This is a genomic window from Pseudomonas sp. ok272 (assembly GCF_900109995.1).
GTDB lineage: Bacteria > Pseudomonadota > Gammaproteobacteria > Pseudomonadales > Pseudomonadaceae > Aquipseudomonas.
This window is the reverse complement of sequence record NZ_FOCB01000002.1, coordinates 466,230-491,488: the sequence shown is the minus strand read 5'-3', so window position 1 is coordinate 491,488 and position 25,259 is coordinate 466,230. Positions and strand designations below refer to the sequence as shown.

The 25,259-nt window shown below is 57.5% G+C and carries 26 protein-coding genes, 2 tRNA genes and 3 pseudogenes; 19 read left to right on the top strand and 12 right to left on the bottom strand.

The genetic code is table 11. From position 1 onward, the window contains the following. Positions 1–61 precede the first annotated feature (61 nt). On the top strand, positions 62–976 hold the full coding sequence (locus tag BMW74_RS05240; protein ID WP_093414569.1) for a LysR family transcriptional regulator: 915 nt from the start codon (positions 62–64) through the stop codon (positions 974–976). Between the two features lies 1 nt (position 977). Here the strand turns inward: BMW74_RS05240 and BMW74_RS05235 are convergent, their stop codons facing one another. Continuing rightward, positions 978–1,928, bottom strand: a complete 951-nt coding sequence (locus tag BMW74_RS05235; protein WP_093414566.1) for a SphA family protein — start codon at positions 1,926–1,928, stop codon at positions 978–980. Between the two features lie 259 nt (positions 1,929–2,187). Here BMW74_RS05235 and BMW74_RS05230 point away from each other — a divergent pair, with 259 nt between their 5' ends. Next, complete coding sequence (locus BMW74_RS05230; RefSeq protein ID WP_093414563.1) at positions 2,188–3,222, top strand: AraC family transcriptional regulator; 1,035 nt, start codon at positions 2,188–2,190, stop codon at positions 3,220–3,222. On the opposite strand, the gene BMW74_RS05225 is transcribed toward BMW74_RS05230, so the two are convergent. Beyond that, on the bottom strand, positions 3,223–3,900 hold the full coding sequence (locus tag BMW74_RS05225) for a GNAT family N-acetyltransferase (protein ID WP_093414560.1): 678 nt from the start codon (positions 3,898–3,900) through the stop codon (positions 3,223–3,225). A gap of 233 nt (positions 3,901–4,133) precedes the next feature. Here BMW74_RS05225 and BMW74_RS05220 point away from each other — a divergent pair, with 233 nt between their 5' ends. After that, complete coding sequence (locus BMW74_RS05220; RefSeq protein ID WP_093414557.1) at positions 4,134–5,021, top strand: Dyp-type peroxidase; 888 nt, start codon at positions 4,134–4,136, stop codon at positions 5,019–5,021. Positions 5,022–5,095: 74 nt separating this feature from the next. On the opposite strand, the gene BMW74_RS05215 is transcribed toward BMW74_RS05220, so the two are convergent. The 3 genes from BMW74_RS05215 to BMW74_RS05205 form a co-directional block, all read right to left on the bottom strand. Then, positions 5,096–5,548, bottom strand: a complete 453-nt coding sequence (locus tag BMW74_RS05215) for a hypothetical protein (RefSeq protein WP_093414555.1) — start codon at positions 5,546–5,548, stop codon at positions 5,096–5,098. A gap of 132 nt (positions 5,549–5,680) precedes the next feature. Continuing rightward, positions 5,681–6,238, bottom strand: a complete 558-nt coding sequence (locus BMW74_RS05210) for a DUF1254 domain-containing protein (protein WP_139208368.1) — start codon at positions 6,236–6,238, stop codon at positions 5,681–5,683. Positions 6,239–6,484: 246 nt separating this feature from the next. After that, entirely contained in the window at positions 6,485–6,814 is a 330-nt protein-coding gene (locus BMW74_RS05205) for a hypothetical protein (RefSeq protein WP_093414551.1), read from the bottom strand. A gap of 299 nt (positions 6,815–7,113) precedes the next feature. Here BMW74_RS05205 and BMW74_RS05200 point away from each other — a divergent pair, with 299 nt between their 5' ends. The 7 genes and pseudogenes from BMW74_RS05200 (at position 7,114) to BMW74_RS05175 (ending at position 10,215) form a co-directional block, all read left to right on the top strand. Continuing rightward, complete coding sequence (locus tag BMW74_RS05200; protein WP_093414548.1) at positions 7,114–7,518, top strand: DUF488 domain-containing protein; 405 nt, start codon at positions 7,114–7,116, stop codon at positions 7,516–7,518. Between the two features lie 389 nt (positions 7,519–7,907). After that, entirely contained in the window at positions 7,908–8,051 is a 144-nt protein-coding gene (locus BMW74_RS25175) for a hypothetical protein (RefSeq protein WP_175479153.1), read from the top strand. Continuing rightward, a pseudogene (locus BMW74_RS25435) lies at positions 8,008–8,172 on the top strand (ammonia monooxygenase); the annotation flags it as partial. The gene BMW74_RS25175 and the pseudogene BMW74_RS25435, both read left to right, overlap by 44 nt. 254 nt (positions 8,173–8,426) lie before the next feature. Beyond that, complete coding sequence (locus tag BMW74_RS05190; protein WP_093414545.1) at positions 8,427–8,702, top strand: metal/formaldehyde-sensitive transcriptional repressor; 276 nt, start codon at positions 8,427–8,429, stop codon at positions 8,700–8,702. A 20-nt stretch (positions 8,703–8,722) separates the two neighbouring features. Further along, a complete protein-coding gene (dmeF, locus tag BMW74_RS05185) occupies positions 8,723–9,646 on the top strand; it encodes a CDF family Co(II)/Ni(II) efflux transporter DmeF (RefSeq protein WP_093414543.1) in 924 nt (307 codons plus the stop codon). A 39-nt stretch (positions 9,647–9,685) separates the two neighbouring features. After that, positions 9,686–10,042, top strand: coding sequence for a hypothetical protein (locus tag BMW74_RS05180; protein WP_093414540.1), 357 nt, complete (start codon positions 9,686–9,688; stop codon positions 10,040–10,042). A gap of 2 nt (positions 10,043–10,044) precedes the next feature. Further along, positions 10,045–10,215 carry a DUF1289 domain-containing protein gene (locus tag BMW74_RS05175; protein ID WP_093414537.1) on the top strand — a complete coding sequence of 57 codons (171 nt, stop codon included), beginning with the start codon at positions 10,045–10,047 and terminating at the stop codon, positions 10,213–10,215. Positions 10,216–10,510: 295 nt separating this feature from the next. Here the strand turns inward: BMW74_RS05175 and BMW74_RS05170 are convergent, their stop codons facing one another. Next, complete coding sequence (locus BMW74_RS05170) at positions 10,511–11,224, bottom strand: SOS response-associated peptidase family protein (protein ID WP_093414534.1); 714 nt, start codon at positions 11,222–11,224, stop codon at positions 10,511–10,513. A gap of 227 nt (positions 11,225–11,451) precedes the next feature. Further along, positions 11,452–11,539, bottom strand: a tRNA-Ser gene (locus BMW74_RS05165). A gap of 123 nt (positions 11,540–11,662) precedes the next feature. Between BMW74_RS05165 and BMW74_RS05160 the strand changes: the two genes are divergently transcribed. Beyond that, the gene (locus tag BMW74_RS05160; protein WP_093414531.1) at positions 11,663–12,334 is read left to right on the top strand and encodes a Bax inhibitor-1/YccA family protein; all 672 of its coding nucleotides are present in this window, start codon (positions 11,663–11,665) and stop codon (positions 12,332–12,334) included. Positions 12,335–12,471: 137 nt separating this feature from the next. On the opposite strand, the gene BMW74_RS05155 is transcribed toward BMW74_RS05160, so the two are convergent. Then, positions 12,472–12,909 carry an Lrp/AsnC family transcriptional regulator gene (locus BMW74_RS05155; protein WP_093414528.1) on the bottom strand — a complete coding sequence of 146 codons (438 nt, stop codon included), beginning with the start codon at positions 12,907–12,909 and terminating at the stop codon, positions 12,472–12,474. Between the two features lie 133 nt (positions 12,910–13,042). On the opposite strand from BMW74_RS05155, the gene BMW74_RS05150 reads away from it, so the two are divergent. Beyond that, positions 13,043–13,936, top strand: coding sequence for a DMT family transporter (locus tag BMW74_RS05150; RefSeq protein WP_093414525.1), 894 nt, complete (start codon positions 13,043–13,045; stop codon positions 13,934–13,936). A gap of 7 nt (positions 13,937–13,943) precedes the next feature. On the opposite strand, the gene BMW74_RS05145 is transcribed toward BMW74_RS05150, so the two are convergent. Together BMW74_RS05145 and BMW74_RS05140 are read right to left on the bottom strand one after the other, a co-directional pair. Next, positions 13,944–15,011 (bottom strand): FUSC family protein, encoded by a 1,068-nt coding sequence (locus BMW74_RS05145; RefSeq protein WP_093414523.1) that lies wholly within the window; start codon positions 15,009–15,011, stop codon positions 13,944–13,946. Between the two features lie 31 nt (positions 15,012–15,042). Continuing rightward, entirely contained in the window at positions 15,043–16,665 is a 1,623-nt protein-coding gene (locus tag BMW74_RS05140) for an NADP-dependent glyceraldehyde-3-phosphate dehydrogenase (protein WP_371911736.1), read from the bottom strand. A gap of 375 nt (positions 16,666–17,040) precedes the next feature. Here BMW74_RS05140 and BMW74_RS05135 point away from each other — a divergent pair, with 375 nt between their 5' ends. The 3 genes from BMW74_RS05135 (at position 17,041) to BMW74_RS05125 (ending at position 20,076) form a co-directional block, all read left to right on the top strand. Next, positions 17,041–17,379, top strand: coding sequence for a c-type cytochrome (locus tag BMW74_RS05135; protein WP_371911735.1), 339 nt, complete (start codon positions 17,041–17,043; stop codon positions 17,377–17,379). A 19-nt stretch (positions 17,380–17,398) separates the two neighbouring features. Next, the gene (locus BMW74_RS05130; protein ID WP_093414517.1) at positions 17,399–18,793 is read left to right on the top strand and encodes a D-arabinono-1,4-lactone oxidase; all 1,395 of its coding nucleotides are present in this window, start codon (positions 17,399–17,401) and stop codon (positions 18,791–18,793) included. A gap of 74 nt (positions 18,794–18,867) precedes the next feature. After that, the gene (locus BMW74_RS05125; RefSeq protein ID WP_175479158.1) at positions 18,868–20,076 is read left to right on the top strand and encodes a DSD1 family PLP-dependent enzyme; all 1,209 of its coding nucleotides are present in this window, start codon (positions 18,868–18,870) and stop codon (positions 20,074–20,076) included. Between the two features lie 49 nt (positions 20,077–20,125). Here the strand turns inward: BMW74_RS05125 and BMW74_RS05120 are convergent, their stop codons facing one another. Further along, positions 20,126–21,409 carry an NAD(P)/FAD-dependent oxidoreductase gene (locus tag BMW74_RS05120; protein ID WP_093414512.1) on the bottom strand — a complete coding sequence of 428 codons (1,284 nt, stop codon included), beginning with the start codon at positions 21,407–21,409 and terminating at the stop codon, positions 20,126–20,128. A gap of 183 nt (positions 21,410–21,592) precedes the next feature. Here BMW74_RS05120 and BMW74_RS05115 point away from each other — a divergent pair. Then, positions 21,593–21,669, top strand: a tRNA-Val gene (locus tag BMW74_RS05115). A 97-nt stretch (positions 21,670–21,766) separates the two neighbouring features. On the opposite strand, the gene BMW74_RS05110 is transcribed toward BMW74_RS05115, so the two are convergent. Then, the gene (locus BMW74_RS05110) at positions 21,767–21,982 is read right to left on the bottom strand and encodes a tyrosine-type recombinase/integrase (protein WP_093414509.1); all 216 of its coding nucleotides are present in this window, start codon (positions 21,980–21,982) and stop codon (positions 21,767–21,769) included. 50 nt (positions 21,983–22,032) lie between these two features. Between BMW74_RS05110 and BMW74_RS05105 the strand changes: the two are divergent. From BMW74_RS05105 to BMW74_RS05095, 3 genes and pseudogenes are all read left to right on the top strand, one after another. Further along, positions 22,033–22,446: pseudogene (locus tag BMW74_RS05105) on the top strand (phage minor tail protein L); the annotation flags it as partial. Positions 22,447–22,448: 2 nt separating this feature from the next. Then, positions 22,449–23,213 (top strand): annotated as a pseudogene (locus tag BMW74_RS05100) (C40 family peptidase). A gap of 228 nt (positions 23,214–23,441) precedes the next feature. Then, positions 23,442–25,070 carry a methyl-accepting chemotaxis protein gene (locus BMW74_RS05095; protein ID WP_093414507.1) on the top strand — a complete coding sequence of 543 codons (1,629 nt, stop codon included), beginning with the start codon at positions 23,442–23,444 and terminating at the stop codon, positions 25,068–25,070. The last annotated feature ends 189 nt before the right edge of the window (positions 25,071–25,259 follow it).

Here is a 25,259-nt window from a genome sequence, read left to right as displayed (position 1 = left end):
GAACATGTTTCGGTTCACTGGTTAGGCTGCCCGACGTTAAGCGATTTGCCGGAGCAAGACCATGCTTGATTTACGCCAGCTCGACCTCAATCTGCTGCTCGCCTTCGATGCTATTTACCAGCAACGCAGCGTCACCCGTGCCGCTCAGGTCATGTGCCTGTCGCAACCGGCGATGAGCAATGCGTTGCGCCGCCTGCGTGACTTGTGTGGTGACCCGCTGTTCATCAAGAGTCGCCTGGGCGTGACGCCGACCCTGGTCGCGCATCGGCTGGCGGACTATGTACGCAACGCGCTGGAATGCCTGCGCGATGGTTTGAAGATGATCCCCGCCGCTCGCCAAAGCAGCCCGTTGCTGCGGATCAGTTGCCTGGACTGCCTGCAACCGGTGCTGCTCGATGCCTTGCTCCAGATGCCCCATGCCGACTGGCAAGTACGCTACTTCCAGCCGCGCCGGCGCGATGCCCTGCAAGAGCTGGCGGCGGGCAAGCTGGACATTCTGATCGACCTTGACCAGCCACTGGCCGGATTGGCGGGTTTACACAAGCAGGTCTTGCCGGCCGATCACTATGTGTTCGCCTGGGGCGAGGCGCTGAAGGAGCCGCCGCGCACCCTGCAAGCCTACTTGGCGCAACCGCAGATCCAGGTTTCCAGCCGTCGGGACGGATTGAGCCCGGTGGACCTGCACCTGGGGTTGAAAAGCCTGCGTCGGACCATCGCCGTGAGCACCCAAAGCACCCTGGCCGCGAAGATGATTGCCGACCGCCAGCCGTTTGGCCTGAGCCTGCCAAGCCGGGTCGCCAGTGCCCTGGGGATGCAGCAGGCGCCATTGCCGCTGGATGAGCCGGTGCCGTTGCAACTGGCGCTGTACATAGAGTCGCGCTACCGCTTCGAACGCAGCCGGGAAGAGGCCATGCACTGTCTGCTACAGGCCTTGGGCGAGCCACGGGCGCCATTGGCGGTGGCGCGCCGGGCCTGACTCAGAAGGCATAGGGAATCGTCACTTTGGCCCAGAGCATCTGGCCCTCGGGGCGGTTTTCCACGTCAAATTCCTTGGCCCAACGCAATTCGGCCGTGGCGTACTTCAAGAAGGTCAAGTGCACCGCCGGGCCGATGGCGAACACCTGGCCCTTGACCCCGTCGTTCACATCCTCGCCGTTGAACTGCACGGTCCTGCCGTACTGTTTGTCGTCGGTGGTCTGCTTGAGGTAATAGCCGTTCAAGCCGATGTGCAGGTTATCGGCTACCTGATAGCTGGCGGAATAATCGAAGTGAAAGATCTGCCCGGAACGGTAATCGGTGTCGTGGTTTTCCTGGTTGAAGCTGTAGGTGGTCTTCATCGACAGCTCGGTATTTTCCGTGGGTAGCCAAGTGAAGGACACCAGTGGTTTGTAGGTGTAGAAGTTGTTGCTGGTGTTGGCCAGGCGCGAGGCGTCGTATTCGCCGGTGGGAATGGTGACTTCCAGGGCGGCGGCCAGTGTCAGGTTCTTTCCCATGTCCCACAGGACAATCGGCGCCAGGGTGGTGTCGCCCATGCTCTCGCGATCATCCGACAGGCCGAAGACCGCCACCTCCTGTTTAATCCACGGTTGGGCGATGTAGAAGCCCAGGCGTCCACCGGCCACGCGCAACGGGCTCAGGTAGTCCAGGCGTGGAATCACCGCCTCGGACTTGATCTCGACGCCCGGCACCTTGCCGCCCAGGGAACTGATGTCCAGTTTGGTGGCTTTGTAATAGTTGTAGTAAAGGTTGAACGCGACCATGTTGTCGGGAAGGTTGTCGCTGTCCAGGGGCAAGATGAAAAAGCCGTCGGTGCCTGGGCCGATGTTATCCACGCCCGATTCGGTGGCGTGTGCCGACAGGCCGACACAGGACAGCAGGGCCACGCTTGTTGCCAGTCGCAGGGGAGAGAACGCACGAGTCGGATTCATTTTTTGGCTCTTATTATTGTTAGCGAATATTTCTATCGGCCGTCACGGGGACCGGGACTTAGAAATAAGCTGTCAGCCTCCGACAGGGCAGGGTATTGCCGGACACAGAGCGGACTTCTGCGGCCAGCCTGTGTCCGCTGGCGGAACACGTAACTGGAGGCGTGCATGGAATTGGCTGTCACGCGGTCAGGCGTGTTAACGTTCTGAGACATAACTGGTTACAAAAATAAGAACTGAACCTGATCCGGAATTCGCTGCCATGCCTATCAATGTCATCGACCCTACCTACGACTTGGCGCTGGTCTCTCCCTTCATGCTGCAAACCTTGGCCGAGGTGGCTGGCGCAAGGGGCATCGATCCCCATGGCTTGTGCCGCGGCCTGGGTTTTTGCCTGGATGACCTGCAAGACCCCGCACAACGGATTTCCTATCGCCAGGCCGTGGCGATGATCCAGCGCGCACTCAAGGTCATTCCCAACCAGGGGCTGGGCTTGTGGGTGGGCAATCAGAACGTGCTGGGGACACTGGGCTTGCTGGGACACGTGCTCTCGCTGTGCAGGACCCTGCGTGATGCGTTCGAGGTGGGCATGCGCCATCAGCACACCTCGGGCGGGATCGTGGTGTCCAGCGTGCGGGAAGAGGCTGCACAGGTGCTGGTGGAGGCCGATTGTCGCCTGCCGTTTGCCGAGGTGCAGATGTTCGCCGTGGAAGAGTTCTTCGCCAGCCTGCTGGTGTATGGCCGGGCGCTGGTGGGGGCTGACTTCAATTGCGTGCGCGTCGAGTTCGTGCACGCGGCCCCCGACTACGTGGCCGAGTACCACCGCCTGCTGGGGCCTGATGTGCGCTTTGGCTGCCTGCACAATCGGTTGGTGCTGGAGGCGCGCTGGCTTGACGTGCGCTTACCCAATCATCATTCCCTGGCCCTGCGCCAGGCGGTGAATTTATTGGAGGCCGAAGGTGCCCAGGTGCATCAGAAAATCGACCTGATCCAGGCCGTGGAGCGGGCGATCTCCCGCGACCTGACGCGCGGCAGCCATATCGAGAAAATTGCCGGCGACCTGAACATGAGTGGCCGCACCCTGCGTCGGCGCCTGACCGAGCATGCCCTGACCTTCGAGACCTTGCTGGAACAGGTGCGCCAGGCACGCACCATGAGCCTGCTGGCCAACCCACAGATGTCCATCGAACGCATCACCGAGGAAGTCGGCTATAGCGATGTGCGCAGCTTCAGGCGCGCGTTCAAGCGTTGGACCGGACAGAGCCCGAGTGCGTACCGGGGCGAGGCTCACTGTTAGTCAGGCAGGCGCTCCTTCGGCCCATTTCAAATCCAGCTTGTACGGCGCACAGCCGCTGCTGGCGAAACTCAGGTAGCGGCCGAACAGGTGGATCAGGTAAATCGAGCCAATGTCCCGGTAGCCCAGTCGGTAGCAAGACTTCAGCGAGTCGAAGTTGTCTGATTCGACGTACGAGACCAGCCCTTCGAAACCCTGTTCCAGGTAGTGCTTGAGCGCCAGGTTCATGCCGATGGCGTGCAGGCGCTGGCCGCGATAGTCGAGATGGGTGAAGCCTTTGTACATGTAGACGAAGGACGTGCTGAAGTGCAGGAACAACTCCGGCGGATCGATAGGCGTCGGCTGGCGCGAGTACCAGCCATAGGAGGCCAGAATCTCGCCATCGAAGAGGCCAAAGCACTGGTCACCCTTGGCCATGGCCTCATCGATGAAATGATCGGGCAGTTCGTTGACCGGGGCCAGGGCGTAGTGGCGCAGTTGCTGTTCACTGAGAAACATCGGCGTGAGGTGGGCCGGGTAGTCGAGAAACTTGGGGTCGACGTGCTGCAACGTCAGACCGCGCAGGATCTTGAACCGAGTGAAGAGGTTGACCAGCCTCAACAGCATCAGGTGCAGGGTGCTGGTGAAGCCGACCTTGTGTAACTTCACCTGGAATCTTTGGAACAGTTGCTGCGCGAGCATGAGGTCCTCCCGGGAGGTGTCGGGATCTTGAACACGACAGGCGTCGTGACGGTGCACTGCCTTTTGGCTAACTTGTAACAAGATGTTAGCAAAAGAATCGGACACCAGTCGGCGAATGAAAGTCGGAACAATGCTGATGGGAGCGCTTCGTATCCAGACGGCCCGGTTGCTGGCCATTGCACACAAGCCTTCCTGTGCCGGTTAAACTTCCCCCCTTTCTTGAAGGAGTTCTCATGAGTTACTACCAGCCTGGCATCCTTGCCACCCCCGTTCCGCCTCAGGCGCGTCATCTGTTTTTTGCGCTCCACTGCGTTGAGGCTTTGCCGGCGGCAATCGATCAACTGATGACCTTAGTGGATGGCAAGTCAGCGGTGGTCGGGCTGGGTAAGTCGCTGGTCAATGCCCTGGGTGGAAAAGTGGCGGGGCTGCGGCCGTTCCCGGCGATGATCGGCGTGGGTGTCGATAACCCCTCGACTCAGCACGCGCTTTGGCTGTGGCTGCACGGTGATGACCGTGGCGAGTTGCTCAACCGCAGTCGTGCCATCGAAGCAGCACTGGCACCGGCCTTTAGCCTGGTGCAGATGAGCGAAGCGTTCCGGCATATGACCGGCCATGACCTCACGGGCTACGAAGACGGCACCGAAAACCCCCACGACGAGGCTGCGGTGGCCGCGGCCCTGGTGGCTGAAGGCGAAGCAGGTCAGGTGGGCGGTAGCTTTGCCGCGATCCAGCAATGGCAGCATGACCTGACGGGCTTCAATGCGCTGGCATCCGATGAACAAGACAACATCATCGGCCGCCGCAAGAGCGACAACGAAGAGCTTGACGATGCTCCGGTGTCTGCCCACGTCAAACGCACTGCCCAGGAAAGCTTCACCCCCGAGGCGTTCATCGTCCGTCGTTCCATGCCCTGGATCGAAGGCGAGCGTGCCGGCCTGATGTTCCTGGCCTTCGGTCATTCCTTCAGTGCCTTCGAAGCCCAACTGCGGCGCATGAGCGGTCTTGAAGATGGCATCGTTGACGGCTTGTACCGCATGAGCCGACCGATCACCGGTGGTTACTACTGGTGCCCACCGCTCAAGGATGGTCGCCTGGACCTGCGGGCACTCAACCTCGGTTGACCCCATCGCCGTCCTGACGCGCACCAGGTCGGCCACTTCGGTTAAATCGACGTACTGACACTCGCCGCACAAGGCTATTTCGCCGAGTCGCCTTGCTTGATATCGCCGCAAAAAACCTCGATATCGCCACTGTCCGGGGCACTTCGCACCACGACGGCGTACTCACCGGACAGCAGGGCCGACATGGCGACAGGTGCACTTCTTGAGAACGCCCAACCGCGTACGGGTTGGCGTTCGGTGGTGACGTGATCATTCATGGCGTAGGCAATCGGCCCGGGTTGCTGGCAGCTGCCTTTATGGATAAAGGTATAGAGGCGCAGGGGCAGCGATGCTCCGTTTGGAACACCGCTGATAAAAAAACTGAACCCGGTTTTATCACCCCAGTCGGCCAGCGTGACGTTGCCGATCTGACCGGTGTTCTGTCGGCTGGCAACCAAGGGAACGCTCACTACATGGCCAGGTTGAGTGGTGCAGCCGTAAAGGCTTGCGGTGATCATTAGCGCTGCAAGTGAGTTTCTGTACTTCATTGCCAACCTCCTGCGTTGAAGAACTGCGATGGGAGATTATCCGGTATAGCTCATCTCGAGTCCCTTCGATGCTTTCACCCCAACAGCATCAAGATTGACCGGGCTGTTTGACCTCCTTTATATCGCCTAGCGTCAACCCTGTGCTGTTGCGCCATTGAGTGCCTTGGTACGTGAGAAATAGCCGTCTTTGGGCAGTTCACCGTGGCAACCCGGAGGAATGATCAGGTAGTTGCCGCCCTTGCCCTGGTCCGGACCGATACGCCCGAGGTCTTCAATCGGCCGCTGCCAGGCATCCAGCACTATGGCGTACTGATTACCCGCAGGAATCTCCACCACCAGCGGGCCGGTTTTGTGCAGGTTGAAATAGCTGAACGAATAGATGACGTCATCGTTGCCCGTTTGCAGCGCTTGGTTGATCTGCAAGCCCTGGTCGAATATGAACAACTCCATGGGCGCGATACCGATGCGCCGCGCCCCTTCGCTCATGGCGCCCAGGCCAACCCGTGGCTGGGCCCAGATATAGGCTTGTACGGCGCGCTGATAGTCCAACTCGTCGTATAGACGCTGGCTGGTTTTTGCGCTGGGATAGTTATTGTTCTCGAAGGCAAATACAGACTGATTGACCTTGCCGACGTGTTCGCTGGCATACACCTTCCCACTCTGCAGGCCGGGCAGCAAAGCCAACGTCAAGATCACTGACGTCAATGAGTAACGACTGAATCGAGTTTCATTTTTGTTGTTTTCCTCGTTGATTGGCGCGAGGTAAACGATAGGAAGGTTGAACGTCCAGGTGCCACGTCTGATTGGACTATTGCATCATGATTGGCGGCATTGGCCATGCTGAAAACCCGGCCTTGAAGTCGGGTTTTACGGCTTCGATAGCGCTTGGCCCTGAGGAAACAGACTGGGCAAATGCCCATGCCATTACATCAGGGCTTAGAGCGCTGTTCCTGTGATCTGCGGGCAGCATTCATTAAGGCGGGGGAAATCACCAAACTCGTCAATGATGTCCAGATAATCGGGGTGTAAGGCCTTTAGGCCCAGGCAGTTATCCAGCCAGGCATTCATCTCAAACAGCATCACTGGGGCGGTGCATGAAAACGCGCGAAGTGCTTCGATGACGGCGTTGCGAAGTTCTGCATCGGATGGCACGCCTCTGGTGCTGACGTACTGATCGATAAAGCACTCGATTGAGAACTGTTCGCAGCTTGAAACGATGATTTGCTCTGGGGTGCTCGGGTAAAGCCTTGCGGGGTGAGGTGACACCGTGAACTCCTGTGTTGAAACGTCCGTGAAGTCTGCAGTGTTTAGATCTCTTGAAGGATATGGATCCAAACGCGCGGCGCGTATTCTACGTATTTCCCTACAAAAAGCATGGCAAAGCAGGCGGCTTCCGACAGGTGGTGTTCCGCGGCTTTCTCCAGGGGCCGGGCGCTGCGGGCCGAGCGTCGGTGGCGGATGGGGTTTGAGCAGGAGTTGGTTACCGTCAAGCGGTCTGTCGGTAGCGACTCCAACAGCCTATTCTGGTTCTAGATGGCCAGCGTGGCAGTAAGGAGCGTAGCGTCATGATTCAGTGCAAGCGTGCTTATATCGCTGCGGCCCAAGACGATGGATATCGTGTTCTGGTCGACCGCCTGTGGCCGCGAAATTGTCGAAAGGACTTTCTTCAATTGGCGGCATGGCGTCCTGATGCAGCGCCTTCCACGCCGTTACGCAAAGCTTTCAAAAGCGGGGAAATGGATTTTGTGCAGTTCGCAACGGCCTATCGCCAAGAGCTGGCCGCTAGCCCACAGAATTGGCTGGAACTGCTCGTGTTCGCCGAAAGAGGGACGCTTACGCTGATTTTTTCAGCCAAGAATCCGCAAGCGAACAATGCTGTCGTTCTCGCTCAATGGCTGGAAGATGAGTTGGATCGTCATGCAGGTCCTAGCTCGCCAGTGTGTTATCGGAGCGATTTTCCTGATGACTGAATTGAGCGGCGACAGCTTACAGGCTACGAGCAGGCGCGGGCTACCGCTGAAGAAGGACGAAAAAAACAAAGCCCCGAAGTTTCTCGCCTTCAGGGCTTTTTCTTCGCCTCCATCCCTTAATGTTTGGGGAGCGTGGCGGGCAGGCTATTAGAACCGTTTACGACAAGCATCAGAGAGTGAGCTTGCCGCTGTTCACTGGTTTTTCGAACGGCCTGCCTTTTCTTTTCCATGATGTTGAACAAGCAGGTAAGCCCTTACGCCGAGCGCGGCGAGGCAGAAAACCATTCCGGTGATAAATTGAAATGTGGTCACGGGAAGCCTCCAAAACAATCAACAGAGAACCATCTCATTTGATGACATCTTAAGCAAGTTGCGACTTGTTACTGATTGTGGCTTACCTTCCTGCCGGTAACCGCTACAGCGTGCGGTATGACGAACTGCTGGCCCTGCAGCACGTGCGCGAATGCCGGGCACTGCCTGATGTGCATGCCGACCTTCACGCCTTTTGTGCTGGTGCGGTATCACTGGTCTGATGGTGATCGTGTTTGCCACTCGTTCGTGACTGACGGCCATATCCAGTTCCTGAGCGACTGTACGCATGCACTGGCGGGTCAGACGGTTGACCTGCGTGAGTTCAGCGAGGACGACCTATGAACGCCGCAACCTGCAAGCATCTGCGCAACACACGGATTTCAATCTCTGACACGTACTTTTCTACCGTGGGAATCGAATCCGACTTTTTCAACACAAACGGCAAGAAGCGGGCGCTCCAGGTCCCCTCGCTCCCCCTCGTATTTGAAGTCTCTTTTTCCCGCCGCGGGCCGTAGATGTTCCGTTCGTCCACAACCCTTGCATAGGTATAGGGGGTATACCTATCATGCGAGCAATATAGGTAGGGGGGGTATCCAATGGGGCATATCGCAGCAAACAAAGACGATCTTCTTAAGCGCGTTAAACGCATCGCCGGACAAATCCAAGCCCTTGAACGGGCACTGGAATCGGACCTCGATTGCGCCAAAACACTGCACCTTGTTGCGGCCACTCGCGGAGCCATCAACGGTTTAATGGAGGAAATCATCGAGGATCACGCGCGGGAGCATGTTGCTAACCCTGGGCTCAGTGAAGAGGAGCGTAACAAGGGCGTCGAAGAGCTTCTTGAAGCTATTCGCCGTTACTCCAAGTGAATACATCCAGGCACACACCCATGAACAGCACGAACATAAACTACACGCACGACCACGTGTTCCTTGGCTCAGCGCACGACGAAAATGCCAAGCGTACGCTTTGGGTAGTGGCGCTAACTGCTGTGATGATGGTCGGCGAAATTACCGCCGGGTATATCACGGGTTCGATGGCGTTATTGGCCGATGGTTTTCACATGGCAACTCATGCCGGCGCATTGGGCATCGCGGCGGCTGCTTACGGATACGCTAAACGCCACGCTTCCAGCCAGCGCTACAGTTTCGGTACCGGAAAGGTTGGAGACTTGGGCGGGTTCGCTTCGGCGCTGATTCTCGGTATGGTTTCCTTGGGAATTGGCGTTGAGTCCGTCATGCGCCTCTTGCAGCCAACGGAAGTTCAGTTCGGCACCGCTACGCTCATCGCTATTGCAGGTTTGATCGTCAACATCGTCAGTGCCCTGCTGCTGGGCCACGGACACAGTCATGGGCACGATCATGATGATCATGGCCATACCCATGCTCATCACGGGAACGACAACAACCTGAAATCGGCCTATGTCCACGTTATCGCAGACGCGCTGACTTCGGTTCTGGCCATCGCAGCGCTGCTCGCCGGTCGGTATCTGGGTTGGGTATGGCTGGACCCGCTCATGGGCATCGTCGGCGCCATCGTTATCGCGCGCTGGGCGTGGACCTTGATGGGGGTTACCGCAGGTGTATTGTTGGATCAAACAGACGCGCACGTTGCCGAGGAAATCCGAGAACTGGTTGAGAAACCGGGGGATGCCACCATCACAGACTTGCACGTCTGGCGGGTTGGACCGCAAGCCCATGCTGCCATCGTCAGTGTGCTTGGTGAGTCCAGTGCGAACGCCGACAGCATTCGTGAACGTCTCAAGCCGGTTCACGAAGTCAGCCATCTGACGGTCGAATTTCGACCGGCCTGATTCAGCGCCTCCCCTCCATTATCTCCAAAGGAACCTGCGATGCCTCCAGGGAAACGTGAACTGGCGCGGATCGAACGCCGCTTGATAACCATGCTGACCGAAGCGTGCGAAACAGCAAAAGGTGAAATCAAAGGCTTTACCTGGCTCACCCACACTGTTGACCTGAACACGTTGGCTGAAACCCTGAAGGTGATCTGGGTGTTCGAAACCCTGGCTGACAGAAAGCTCGCCCAGGTTGATGCGAAGGCTCGCATCTTTGAGCTGACAGCCATCGCGTTGAATGAAGCCTACATCGATCTGAGCCTTTTAGATCGCAATGTCCGCTTTGACTCTGAGGAAGAATGCCAGCGCATTCATAGTGGCGATTGGCAGAAACGTCTGGCGAAAGGTTACTGACGATGGCTAAAGAAATCGGAAATCCCTGCATCTCGGTGTGCCAACTGAGGGGTGATCTGTGTGTCAGTTGTGGGCGGAGCAAGGAAGACATCAGAACGTGGAAGCGCATGAAGCGGCCTGAAAAAATGGCCGCGGTGCAAAGGGCGAATGCGCGCTTGAAAGGGCTCAAGTAAGCACAGGGATAGTCGCGTGCACGGGATGACCGCTTGGGGTCCAGGCTGTGTGAAAGCGTTTTTTAGCGCGTCAGGCCGCCGGGATCGCAACGAAAATCGCGCTCTCACACAAAATCAAGGTCTGTTAACTAACCGAACGCTGACAGATTTTACGTAGCAACGCGGACTTCAAAACGGTGTTTGCGTTTTCACACAGCCTGGGTCGATAGCTGCCTGCCATCCCTTGCTCGGGCACCATCAGCACCGCGAGTTTCAGCTTGATGAGTTCCTAGTAGTGGTCGACTGAAACAGTCCGTTAGGGATTTCCCTTGTAGTCACCGCCCATGATTTCCCTGGTCGGCTTAATGAGGTCCGGGCTGTGATTCTTCACATTGCCAATGGCTATGTCGATTTTGAACCACTCAAAGGCTTCCGTTGGCTCGCCTTGGTGCAGCGCCATCTGCTCGGCGCGCTCCTTGGGTGTGGCCGGGTCCAGCCATTCCCGGGCCAGATCCGGCGCCAAGACCACTGGTCGGCGGTCGTGAATGTCGGCCATGCCGCCGGCGCTGTCGGCGGTGATGATCACGAAGCCGTCGTGCTCGTCCGGTTCATGCTCGTATCTTGGGTACTGACCAATCGCGGCGCACAGTATCGGCGCCCGATCCTTGCGGCGGATCAGGTAGGGCTGCTTCTTCGGTCCACCCTCATAAACCCACTCGAACCAGTTGTCGATCGGCGTTATGGCGCGGTGTGGCCAGGTTGTGCGGAAGTACGGCCCGTGCGCGACCTTCTCAACCCGCGCATTGATCGGTGTTGTGTGGTCCTTCGACCAGTGCGGGCGCCATCCCCAGCGCACCAGGTCGGCGTGGAGGACGTCACCCTCCTGGTGAAGCAGGGCGACTTGCATAGTCGGTGCGACGTTATACCGATCCAGCGGTTGGTTACCGACTGAGTTGGCCAGGGCATTGGGCATGCTTAGCGCTGCCACGAAGTCGTGGATACCGCGGTACTGCGAAAGTCGTCCGCACATGATCGAATCCTCGTGCTGTGCTTTCAGCTTAGCAGTGGGGGATTGGTGGGGATTGTGTTCGGTCGGCAGGACGCCGGGGGCTGGAAAGTCGTTTTCTCAGGTAATTCTGAGGTGTAGTTGCGGAAATAGCCGAAAAGATGCGGAAACGATCCGCGCAGAGGTGACAAAAAAGCCAAACCCCAGAAACGACAAAGCCCTGACTAATCAGGGCTTTGGCGGTACAAATATGGCGGAGGCGATGGGATTCGAACTCATGGACCTGTTACAGTCGACGGTTTTCAAGACCGTTGCCTTAAACCACTCGGCCACACCTCCTATTGCGTTGCGGGCGCCATAATACCTGAATGAAACACACTGTCAAACTCTCTGCATGGCTTGTTACAGAGCGTCTGTTATGATCTTTGCGACTGAACGTTTCAAACCTACAGGAGTGTCGCCATGCGCGAACAGGATTACGCAGTTAATAACAGCGTGCAGGCTGAGCAGCTAGAGGTTAGCCGCGTCCTGCGCAACACTTACGGCTTGCTCGCCCTTACGCTGGCTTTCAGCGGTGTGATGGCGTTCGTCGCTCAGCAGATGCGTGTTGGCTACCCCAACATTTTCGTCGTGCTGATCGGCTTCTATGGTCTGTTCTTCCTCACCAACAAACTCCGTGATTCGGCCTGGGGCTTGGTGTCGGCCTTTGCCCTGACCGGTTTCATGGGTTTTCTGCTCGGCCCGATCCTCAACCGCTACCTGGGCATGCAGGGTGGTGCTGAAGTCGTCAGTTCTGCCTTTGCCATGACAGCACTGGTATTCGGTGGCCTGTCGGCCTACGTGCTGATCACCCGCAAGGACATGAGTTTCCTGGGTGGCTTCATCACTGCCGGTTTCTTCGTTCTGCTGGGTGCAACGCTGGCGAGTTTCTTCTTTCAGATCAGCGGGCTGCAACTGGCGATCAGCGCAGGTTTCGTGCTGTTTTCTTCGGTCTGCATTCTGTTCCAGACCAGCGCCATCATTCAGGGCGGCGAGCGCAACTACATCATGGCGACCATCAGCCTGTATGTATCGATCTACAACCTGTTCATCAGCTTGTTGCAGATCTTCGGTATCATGAGCCGCGACGATTGATCGTAGCTGTTGAACCCAAAACCCGCTTCGGCGGGTTTTTTTTGTCTGCGATTTGATGGGCCGGCTTGAAAGCGATGATTTGCCGTCGACTGTTGCGGCAGGGATGCGTTGGAGAGCGCCAACGTGCCTGTCAGCGTTTATCCCATGGGTGGCAGCCGGCGCTTGACTGGGGTTTTCTTGACGATGGCGGTGTTGGTTTCGGCATAGTTGTTGAGGCGGTCGAGCAGTGTGTCCAGTTGTTCCATGGAGCGCACGTGCAGGCGCGCAATGAAGCAGTCATCCCCTGTGACCTTATCGCATTCAGTGAACTCGGGAATCGCCAGGATCTGGCGTTCGACATGTTGTAACTGGCCAGGTAGCGGGCGGATACGGACGATGGCTTGCAGTTGATAGCCGAAGCACTTGGGGTCGATTTCGACCGTATAACCTTTGAGCACACCGCGCTCTTCGAGACGACGCAGGCGCTCGGCCACGCTGGGGGAAGACAGTCCACTGATACCGGCCAGCGCCTTGAGTGAGCGCCGTGAGTCCTCCATGAGGGCCGCGATCAACAGTTGGTCGATGTCATCAGTCATGTAAACCTCCGTTAGGCAAATTGTCGAATCTACCTTGATAAGAAAGGTCGATAGGCAGTTTAGCCTGCATTCTGCTCTGGAGATGCGCTACGCGGGATTGGCATACTTTGATCCAATCTTGAGGGGCCTGACCATGGATACAACACTTCGTCGCGGCACAGTAGAAATGACGACCGCAATGCTTATTTCCGGAACGATTGGCTGGTTCGTGCTGGTTTCCGGCCAGCCGGTGCTGGATGTGGTGTTCTGGAGGTGTGTGTTTGGCGCAGCGACCTTGCTGGTGATTTGCGCGGTGCTTGGCTTTCTGCGCCCCGGTATCTTGAGTCGCACCACGTTCGTGCTGGCAGCACTCAGCGGCTTGGCGATTGTCGGCAACTGGCTGCTGTTGTTCGCGTCCTACTCGCGGGCCTCGATTGCCATCGGTACTGCGGTGTACAACGTCCAGCCGTTTATGTTGGTGGGGTTGGCGGCGCTGTTTCTGGGCGAAAAGATCACGGTGCAGAAGCTGGGCTGGCTGGGTGTTTCATTTCTTGGAATGTTGGCCATTGTCAGTGCCCATGGCCAGCAGGGCGAGGAGGGGAGTCAGTATCTGCTTGGGATCGGCTTGGCATTGGGCGCTGCGCTGTTGTATGCCTTTGCTGCGCTGATCATCAAGCGTCTGACGGGCACACCACCGCATTTGATCGCATTGATTCAGGTGTGCAGCGGTGTATTGCTGCTGGCGCCGTGGGCTAGCCTGTCGACTCTGCCCCAGGGGAGCGCCGCCTGGGCCAGTTTATTGACCCTGGGTGTCCTCCACACGGGTGTGATGTATGTGCTGCTGTACGGAGCGATTCAGAAGTTACCAACGGCACTCACTGGCGCGCTGTCGTTTGTCTATCCGATTGCGGCGATTTTCGTCGACTGGTTTGCCTTTGGTCATCGCCTTGAACTGCTGCAATGGGTCGGCGTGGGGGCAATTCTGCTGGCCGCCGCCGGCATGCAACAAGGCTGGGGCAGCGGCGTGCGAAAAGCCGTGACTCAGTGACGAACAGTCAGATCTTCCAGCGTGGTGCGGTTTTCAGCAGGCGCTGGCGCATATCGCCGAGGTTGGCCGCCAGTTGCCGGGTTAACAGTCGATAACCGTCCAGTGCACTGTGGATCGGCGCGTCCATCCCGGTCTGCAGGGGTTCGCTAATGCGTTCCAGGCGTTGTGTGGTGCCCGATTGCAGTGCGCGCGACATACTGATCAGCATCTTGCGAATCGCCCGGTGCTCGGCGTTCAACGTTCGTTGCATCTGCTCCATGGCCTGTACATCACTCACGTCGGGGCGGGTGTTGGCGAGGATTTCCAGGGTGCTGATACACATCCGCAGATTGCGTTGCAGGGCGTCGAGTTCAGTCATGGATAGCCGCACTTCCTTGGACACCGAAGGCATCAGCGAACGTAGTTGCACCATCACGCCGTTGAGGCGCCCCAGAAGTTTCAGGTACTGGTCGTCGGTCACTGATTGGCCGCTGACGATGCGGCTATAGATGCGCGCGCAATCACGCAGTGCACCGGAGAGTTTGTAGCGCCAGGAGTAAACCGCGTACAGCGGCAGGGCGAAGGAAAAGGCCAGGGCCAGGACGATGCCAATCAGAATGTCCACGGTGCGCCATAGCCCGTCGGTCACGGGATTGTCACCATGGCCGGCAACGATGAACACGGTGATTGCCGACAGCAGCGCGGTGTATCCGCCCTTGCCAATCGCGTGGTAAGAAAAGAAGCCGCACACCACGGACATGCCGAAGTAGGTCAGCCACGGCAGGCCCAGCCAGGCTTGCTGCACCACCAGCAGCAAACCCACTCCAGCTCCGATCAACGTGCCGTAGGCCCGCTCGGCGGCTTTCTTGCCGATGTTGCCGTGGTGCTGCAAGCCTCCGATCACCACCAACATCGTTACCGACGCCCATTCACCGTGGGGCAGATTGATCCCGGTCGTCAGCAGGATGGTTGCCAGCAGTCCAAGCGACACCCGCACAGCGTGGATCAATCGGGCGTTGCGGTAGCGTCGGTACGGATCCAGTACAGGACGTAGCAGGCGCTTGAAGAGCTGGGACGCAGATCGGTAAGCAGTCATCAGGCTGTCGGGGTGTCCTTGATCCAGGTTTTTAGAATAGGTAGTCGGTGGTCAGGAAGCTCGACTCCCGTCCGCGAATGATATCGCTGATCAATTGTTTGTTGCTCTCCTTGAACTTGGTGGCCACCAGCGTACGGATCGAGAAGGTTCGCAGTGCGTCGTGCACTGACAGCGTGCCCTCGGCCGAATTCTTGCGCCCGTTGAACGGGAACGTGTCCGGGCCGCGCTGGCATTGGGCATTGAGATTGATGCGGCCCACCTGGTTGGCAAAGCTGTCCACCAGGCGCCCGACTTCGGCGGGGTTGGTCCCGAAAATACTCAACTGCTGGCCAAAGTCTGACTCAAGCACATAGTCGAGCACGGTATCCAGATCACGATAAGGCACGATGGGCACCACGGGGCCGAACTGCTCTTCTTGGTAGATGCGCATGTCGGTGGTCACCGGATACAGCACTGCCGGGTAGAAGAACGAGCCTCGCGCCTGGCCACCATTGGGGTTCACCACCTTCGCGCCTTTTCTCACTGCGTCGTTCACCAGGTCGTGCAAGTAGTCGACCTTGCCCGATTCCGGCAGGGGGGTCAGTGATACACCGGGTTCCCATGGCATGCCGGGCTTGAGTGCGGCGAGCTTGTGGTTGAACTTCTCGATGAAACTGTCGACGACGTCTTCATGCACGAAGAGAATTTTCAGCGCGGTGCAGCGTTGACCGTTGAAGGACAAGGAGCCGGTCAGCGCTTCGCTGACAGCGTTATCCAGATCGACTTCGGGAAGTACGATGCCGGGGTTCTTGGCATCCAGCCCAAGTGCGGCGCGCAGGCGGTGTGGCTTGGGGTGCAGTTTTTTCAGGTCGCTGGCGGCCTTGTTGGTGCCGATGAAGGCAAAGATGTCGATCTTGCCACTGGCCATCAGCGCGCTGACGGTCTCGCGTCCGCTGCCGTAGATCACGTTGATCACCCCGGCCGGAAAGCTGTCGCGAAAAGCTTCCAACAACGGACGAATGAGCAGTACGCCGAGTTTGGCTGGTTTGAACACCACGGTGTTGCCCATGATCAACGCTGGAATCAGCGTGGTGAAGGTCTCGTTCAGCGGGTAGTTGTAGGGTCCCATGCACAAGGCAACGCCCAATGGTACGCGGCGGATCTGTCCCAGGGTGTCCTGTTCCAGTTCAAAACGGCTGGAGCGGCGGTCGAGTTCTTTCAGGGCATTGATGGTGTCGACGATGTAGTCGCAGGTGCGGTCGAACTCCTTTTCCGAGTCCTTGAGGTTCTTGCCGATCTCCCACATCAGTAAATTGACCACCGCCTCACGTTGCTCGCGCATGCGGGCCAGAAAGGCTTCGACGTGTTGAATTCGCTCGGCCACGCGCAGGGTCGGCCAACTGCCCTGGCCGCGGTCGTAGGCGCGAACGGCGGCGTCAAGGGCCGTGAGCGCCGTCTGGGCATCGAGCAGCGGGGTGCTGCCGAGTACGACTTGTTCATCGCCGGTGTCGCCGACCAGGTAAACCGGGCTGCGGACCACGGCCAAGGGGCCGTGCCAGGTTCTCAGCTCACCGTTGACGAGGTATTCACGTTGTTCGAGCGGTGCGCTTGGCCGGTACAGCTGCGGGATGTCGTCGGCGCGTGGAAACAGAGTGCTGAGAAGACTGTCGTTCATCATGAGGCTACCCCGTAGTGAATGTGCGCAAGGCAGATGGTTGCGTAGCCCTCAGGCGGTTTGCAATCAATCTTCGGTTGCGTGGGTTATACGCCTAAATGGCGGGCTTTTTTATGTCAGCGGTCAGTGGAAGGGCAGGGCAGAGGGGTGTGCCTGGTTTTCTTATCGCAAGCGTAGTTGAACTTCTGCCCCTTGGCGGGCGCTCGTCATGCACCGTCGAGCGACGCAAGTGGCCTCGAAAGGTCCCTTTGATGACCCCTAATGACCTCAACCTAGTGCGATGTCTGTCTTAGTGTCTGTGTCGTGATCACAAGAAGGCGTCGAACAACAGGCGCAGTACAAGCGAGGAAGGTTATGTGGGTAAGGATCGGGATGATGTTGCTGATGATCGGTGCATTGAGCGGCTGCGGCGATGAGCCTAAGGGGAACGCAGGTGCGCGCGCGACTGCGGCCGCCGGAATGCCGGGTGATGCTGGCCTGGCGCGTACTTACGACACCAGTTGCAAGTTGTGCCACGCCAATCCGGCTTCGGGAGCGCCGCTGACTGGAGATGTGCTGGCCTGGCAGCCGCGCATCGTCCAGGGGGTGGATACGCTGCTCGATCACACCATCAATGGCCACAACGGTATGCCCCCGATGGGGATGTGCGTGCAGTGTTCGGAGCAAGACTTCCTGGCGCTGATCAGCTTTATGTCTGGCCAAAAAATCCAATAAGAATGACAGGGTGGGATTGATGACGATGCACCTCACACGACGCCAACTGTTGCAGCGGGCCGGTGTTGCCGGCGCGTTGAGCGCATTGAGCAGTAATCCGGTGATGGCTGAGCTGATCCGCGCGCCGCGCCTGATACCTTGGCGCAACTGGTCGGGGGCCCAGACGTGCTTGCCCGAAGCACGGTTGGCGCCCAAGGACCTGGATGAGTTGGTACAGGTCATCGGCCAGGCGCCGGGCAAGATTCGCGCCGTGGGTTCAGGTCACTCATTCAGTGCGTTGGTGCCCACCGATGGCACTCTTTTGTCGTTGAGCAATTTCACCGGCCTGTTAAGTCACGACTCCAAAACCCTACAAGCGGAGTTCGGCGCGGGCACACCGATGTCGCGCATGGGCACGGCGCTGAAGGCGGTAGGGCAAGCGCTGAACAATATGGCTGATATTGATTACCAGACCTTGGCTGGAGCGATTTCCACCTCGACTCACGGTACGGGGAAAGGCTTTCAGTCCTACTCCGGTTATGTCGCGGGCTTGCAACTGGTGACGGCGCAGGGGGACGTGCTCGAGTGTGACAGTACTCACAACCCTGAGGTGTTCAATGCGGCTCGCGTGTCATTGGGCGCCCTGGGTGTTGTCAGCAAAATCCGCATGCAGAACCGTGAAGCCTATCGTCTGCGCGAGCATCAGTGGATCGCCAAGACAGAGGAATTACTCGAAGACGTGGAGAAGAACACCCGAGAGAACCAGCACTGGGAAATGCTGGTGGTCACTCATTCCGACTATGCCCTGTCAATGACCCTTAACGAAACCACCGAGCCGGCGACACCGCCGATCAGCGCCGACGAGGAGGGTGGTAACGAGTTTGTGACCTTGATCGAAAAGCTTGATAAGTACGTCAGCGACTTCCCGGAAGCCCGTAGCGTGTTGCTCAACAACATGCGCCACCTTGCCAACTTCGATGACCGCATAGGGGAGTCCTACGAGATCTACGCCAACGTGCGCACGGTGCGCTTCAATGAAATGGAGTACTCGGTGCCGGCTGAACACGGTCCTGCGTGCTTGCGTGAAATCATCAAGCTGATCACCGACAAGGACCTGCGTACCTGGTTTCCCATCGAGTACCGTTACGTCAAGGCCGATGACATTGCTCTGAGCATGTTTGAGGGGCGCGACAGTTGTTCTATTTCAGTGCACCAGCACTACCAGATGGATCACCACAACTTCTTTGCTGCCGTCGAGCCGATCTTCTGGAAGTACGCCGGTCGGCCCCACTGGGGCAAGCTGCACACGCTGAATGCGCGCAACCTGCAAGCGCTGTATCCGCGCTGGCAGGAGTTCCAGCAAGTGCGCCGTGAGCTGGACCCGAACGGTAAATTTTTGAATGCTCATTTGTCGTCGATTCTGGGAGTCAACTGATGGCCATCAATCGTCGAAGGTTCCTGGGTGGGGTACTAGGGACCGGTGCGTTGCTGGTGGGTGTCGCTGCACTGTTGCGCCCTACAGACAAGGGCGGGCCTTATACCGACTATTTCCGTGCATTGAATCAGGAACTCAAACGCCAGGGGCCGATGCGCCCGCTGTTGTTGATCGATCTGGATCGGCTCGATCACAACATTGATGCAGTGATGGCATCGGTCAGGCGAGGCGGCAAGCACCTGCGGCTGGTGGAGAAATCCTTGCCGTCACCAGGGTTGTTGGCCTACATCTGCAAGCGTGCTGGCACACAGCGGCTGATGTCGTTTCATCAGCCGTTTCTCAATCATGACGCGCTGGCCTTCCCCGAGTCCGACATCCTGCTCGGCAAACCCCTGCCAGTTCGTTCGGCCGAGGTGTTCTATCAAACCCATAAGGGCACGTTCGACCCTTCGCGGCAGTTGCAATGGTTGCTCGACACGCCGGCGCATTTGCAGCAATACCTGGCGCTGGCCCAAAGCCTGGGGACACGGTTGCGAGTGAATATCGAGCTGGATGTCGGGCTGCACCGTGGTGGTGTTGCGGACACGGTGGTGCTGGGGCAGATGCTTGAGCTGATACGCGCCAATCCTCGGCACTTGGAGTTCGCGGGGTTCATGGGCTACGACCCGTTTGTAGGGATGGGAGTCCCCGGAATATTGGGCTCTGCGGATGAACTGTTCGCGAAGGTCATGAGCCTTTACACCCGTTACGTGGATTTCACGCAGCAACAGTTTCCGAGTCTTTGGCATGATGGATTGACGCTCAATACCGCAGGCAGTCCGAGTTATCGCATCCACGAAAGGGAGCACCTGAGCAGCGAAGTTTCGGTGGGTACGGCGATGCTCAAGCCGACGCACTACGATCTTCCGTCGCTGGTTGAGCATGTGCCGGCGGCGTACATTGCCACGCCGGTGCTCAAGAGCACGGGCGCGGTGCAGATTCCCGCGCTGGACGGTAAGTCGAAGCTGTTTTCATGGTGGGATACCAATCAACGCGAGACGTTTTTCATCTACGGCGGAAACTGGATGGCGGAGTTCGAATCGCCTGCCGGCTTGCAGAGCAATGGGCTCTACGGTCGCAGTTCCAATCAAGAGATGGTCAACGGCTCGGCAACGGTGGGATTGGCGGTGGATGACCAGGTGTTTTTACGCCCGACCCAAACCGAATCAGTCCTGTTGCAGTTCGGCGATCTGATTGCAGTGCGCGGTGGCAAGATCGTCGAGACCTGGCCGGTCTACTCCTGACGCGACGAACCTGCCGTCGGCGAGTTAGCTTCCCGACGGCCGCAGTGGCTTAGAAGTCTAACTTGTCGCGCAGACCGTAGTACCAGGCGCCCAGCGCGGCGAACGGTGTACGCAGCAGTTGGCCGCCAGGGAAGGGGTAGTGGGGCAAATCGGCAAAGGCATCAAAACGCTCGGCCTGGCCGCGCAAGGCTTCGGCCAGGACCTTGCCGGCCAGGTGCGTGTAGGTCACGCCGTGGCCGCTGCAGCCCTGGGAGTAGTAAATGTTGTCACCCAAACGGCCGACTTGCGGTAAGCGTGACAGGGTCAGCAGGAAATTACCGGTCCAGGCGTAGTCGACCTTCACGTCCTTGAGTTGCGGGAAGGCCTTGAGCATCTTCGGGCGGATAATCGCCTCGATGTTGGCCGGGTCGCGGGCACCGTAGACCACGCCACCACCGAAGATCAGGCGCTTGTCGCCCGATAGCCGGTAGTAGTCGAGCAGGTAGTTGCAGTCCTCGACGCAGTAATCCTGCGGCAACAGGCTGTGTGCCAGTTCATCGCTCAACGGTTCGGTGGTAATGACTTGGGTGCCGCATGGCATCGACTTGGCGGCCAATTCTGGAACCAGATTGCCCAGGTAGGCATTGCCGGCGACGATGATGAACTTGGCCCGCACTTTACCCTGCGGTGTATGCACCACCGGGTTGGCGCCACGCTCGATACGAACGGCCGCGGATTGCTCATAAATAGTGCCGCCCAGCGACTCGACGGCGGCAGCCTCACCTAATGCCAGGTTGAGCGGGTGGATGTGGCCGCCGCTCATGTCGAGCATGCCCCCCACATACTGTTCGCAGGCAACGACGTCACGGATGCCTCGCTTGTCCAGTAGCTCAAGTTGCGTATGGCCGTATCGCTCCCATAGGCGCTTCTGTGATTCCAGGTGCCCCATCTGCTTGGCGGTGATGGCTGCGAATACCCCGCCGTCCTTTAAGTCGCACTGGATCTGATACTTGGCAATACGCTCACGAATGATCTGACCCCCCTCGAAGGCCATCTGCCCAAGCAATTGCGCTTGCTTGGGGCCGACACTGTGTTCGATAACGTCGATATCGCGGCTATAGCTGTTAACGATCTGTCCACCGTTGCGGCCCGAGGCGCCAAAGCCAACGCGGGCGGCTTCCAGCACCGTCACCCGAAACCCGTTCTCCAGCAGAAACAACGCACTGGACAGGCCGGTGTAGCCAGCGCCAATCACGCAGACGTCGGTTTCCACATCATCCTGCAACGAAGGACGCACCGGGGCCGCATTGGCCGACGCGGCGTAATAGGATTCTGGATAAGGGGTGTTCGCCATCCTGCAGCCTCTGTTTAATATATTTTACGATTGGGGCGATCCTACCTGAGTTAAAAATCCACGACCAGCCACCGGAAATGGTTCTTCGCGGGAGGGAAATTAAATATTTCGCGTATTCATAGGGTTAGGTAGAAAAAAGGTGTTGACACCCCTCCGTAATTCCGTAGAATGCCGCCTCACAGCAGGCACGTAGCTCAGTTGGTTAGAGCACCACCTTGACATGGTGGGGGTCGTTGGTTCGAGTCCAATCGCGCCTACCAAACAAAATCCGCTCTGCTGGGCGGTCTAGAAGGCCCCACCGAAAGGTGGGGCCTTTTTTGTTGTCTGCGTTTTGCAAAACTTTTGCAAAACCCCCACTCAAAACGCCAATTCGGCCCCCACCTCCAGGTACTCGATCTTCTTTTCGTCATGCCCCTCCTGATAGTGCTTCGTCATCTTCTCGTCCGCATGCCCCATCAGCGCCTGAATGTATTCCTGCGGGAACTTCTGCTGCTCGTACAGCCATGCACCTAATGCGCGGGTCTCATGAAGGGTGGGGCGCTCACCGGCCAGCACATGGTCGTAGGCGTGCACCGCGTCCCTGGCCTTGCTGAATTTCCTTGGTCAGGTAATCGGCGTGACCGATGACCGTGCGCGAGACGCTGGCCCAGTACCTGGACGCAGTGAACTTCCCCGAAGGTAATCCCACGACCGACCCCACCCAGGAGGCGCTGGAGATCTGGTACATCGACCAGAAGACCGGTGAAGACGGCGAGGTCGTGCAGTGGGAGCTGTCTTCCCCGGGCGAGATCGATAATCACGGATTGCCAGGGCGCCAGATGACGACGTTTTGCCATTGGGCAATGACCGGCGGCTACCGTGGACCGAACTGCCAATACACCGGCGGCGCGATGTTCGATGACGACGACAATCCCACGGATGACCCTAGCAAGGACCAGTGCAAGGGCGGACTGAAGTCTTGCAAGTTGCGCTTCGGCGAGAACAACGAACTCAACCATGGGGGATTCCCCGCAGTGTCCCTGATTGCCCGGAGCTGACCATGCGCAAACACATCATCAGCACCATCCAGGCGCACGCGTCGACCCAGTACCCGAAAGAGTGCTGCGGCCTGCTGTTGGCCATCGGGGCCAAGCAGAAGTACTTCCCGTGCCGCAACACCGCGACGGAGCCAAACGAAGAGTTCCGGATCGACCCCGAGGACTACGCCAGGGCGGAAGACCTGGGCGAGGTGATCGGCATCGTTCACTCCCACCCGGACGCTACCAGCCGGCCGTCACCGCGCGATCTGGCCATGTGCGAGGCGACCGGGCAGCCCTGACACATCCTGAGCTGGCCCGAGGCGGATCTTCGTAGCATCACCCCGACTGGCAGCACATCACTGCTGAGTCGACCGTTCGTGCACGGTGCCTGGGACTGCTGGCAGGTCTGCGCGGATTGGTATCAGCGCGAGTGGGGGCTGGGGTTCGAAGCCTTCAAGCGTGAGGACGGTTGGTGGGAGCAGGCAGACGGGCCGAGTCTCTATAAGCAGGCCTACGAGGCTGCTGGGTTCTACCGAGTCGATCAGCCGCAGCGGGGCGACATGGTCGTTATGGCTGTCGGGCGCACGGCTCACCCGAACCATGCAGGGATCTACCTGGGCACCGATGCGGCACTCCCAGGCGAGGAATCAAACACCTTCGGCCCTGGGCCTTTCCTGTTGCATCACCTGTACGGCCGGCCGAGCGAGATCATAGTTTTTGGTGGGCCATGGCTGGACCGAATCCGACTAATCCTCAGGCATAAAGATGCAAAACAGCCAACATGATGTGCCCGTGCCTCAGGGGTAGATATGCAAGCCAGACAACGGTAGCCGAACCGCTGCACCCACTAATATTTTCAATGCCCAAACGCAAAAGGTACGCTGATATTTTTGGTGACTTAGTTTTTATGTGTTTTTTCTAACAAGTATTATTTATTTCCGTTAAAGAAAAATATCTGCTGGGCGATAGGTATATTTGATACGCCTTCGGTAGGTTGGATAAAAGGAAAAAATATGAAAGCTAGAGACTTGAAAATTGGTGGGCGCGCAGCTATAGGCTTTTCCATTATTGCATTCTTGGTAGTGGTCATGGGGCTGTTGGCGCTAAGTCAAGCGAAAAAAATGGACGCTGCAACTGAAAGGATTCGTGTTGATTGGTTGCCGGCAGTACTCGCAATAAGTGATGTCGGCAATAGTTTGGGTCGGGCTAGGGCGCTTACCTTGCGTAGTGTGATACTGATTGATCAGGCTGAGAAGGAGAGAGCTGTAGCGCAAGTAAAAGTTATCACTAAAGACATAAGCGAGTATTTGGTAGAGTACGAGGGGACTATTCGCAGCTCAGAAGATCTTGAGTTTTTTGAAAGTTTTAAGTTAGCCTATCAAAAATATGTTGAATATCAGTCGAGAATTTTGGAGGCCGCACTTTATCCTGCTTCGCATGGCGAGGGGGTTGGACTTGCTAATGGGCCTCTAGCTGAATACTCAGATGCTATGATGGGTGAGCTGAATAAGTTAATAAAATTTAATGCGGGGAATGCCCGTGGCTCTGCGGAACTTAGCAGTGAGGCATACTCTACTGCTATTGTAACTATTGTGCTGGTGATGCTTTTCATTTTGCTGCTTATGGTAATTGTTGCATTTCTCTTGACTCGCAGTATCGTCTCTCCTTTGACTGAGGCTGTAGAGGTGGCAAATAGGATTTCTAGCGGAGATCTAACCCAAGATATACATGTAAGCGGGAATGATGAGCCAGCACACCTGCTTAGAGCATTGAAAATAATGCAGACTAATCTGCATGACACTATAGAGAGAATCTCTAATTCTTCCGATCAGTTGGCATCTGCGTCTGAGGAGTTGCATGCTGTAACCGAGGATACCAATCGCGGGCTCAATCAGCAGAGTGCTGAGATTGAGCAGGCAGCAACGGCAGTGAATGAAATGACTGTGGCAGTCGAAGAAGTCGCGAGCAATGCTGTTACTACTGCGGACTTCTCTAGAGAAGCAGACCAAAGTACTCAGCAGGGGCGGGCGAAGGTCAATCAAGCGCTAGAGTCCATTCATCTTCTTGTTGGAGAGGTATCTACTACCTCGCAAGAGATAGGCCAACTTGCTGGAAGTATCAATGAAGTCAGTCAGGTTTTGGATGTCATTCGGTCTATTGCAGATCAAACCAACTTGTTGGCACTAAACGCAGCAATTGAAGCCGCTCGCGCGGGCGAGGCAGGACGTGGATTTGCAGTTGTTGCTGATGAGGTGAGGGCATTGGCCCATCGTACCCAGCAATCGACGACGGAAGTTGAAAGCATGATTGACAGTATTCAGTCCGGGGCCAGTCGTGCTGTTGACTCAATGAGTGGTAGCCAGGAGCGAGCCAATAGCACTTTGGAAATCGCACAGGCTGCCAATGAGGCGCTTGAAGTTATTTCCGAGGCAATCACCTCGATTAATATGAAAAATCTGGTTATTGCCAGCGCGTCGGAGGAGCAGGCTCAGGTTGCGCGAGAGGTTGACCAAAATTTGGTGAATATTCGGGACTTGTCTATGCAGACTTCTGCTGGCGCCAACCAGACTAGTGCTGCTAGTCAAGAGTTGTCGCGGCTTGCAGTGGAGTTAAATTCTATGGTTGCGCAGTTTAAGGTTTAAGTTCGGCGCGATTCGGGCCAGAGGCGGCCTCGAGGGGTGTGGACTCACAAAAAGGTAAGTAGGTAGCGAGTGAGGCCAGGGCGGCGCGGCCACCTCGGTCGCTATGGGTGCCGCTGAGCGTGGCTTGATTAGCAATTACTTGCATGGTCTACGCGCTCTAGAACGAAAAAGCCCGACACTTGGCCGGGC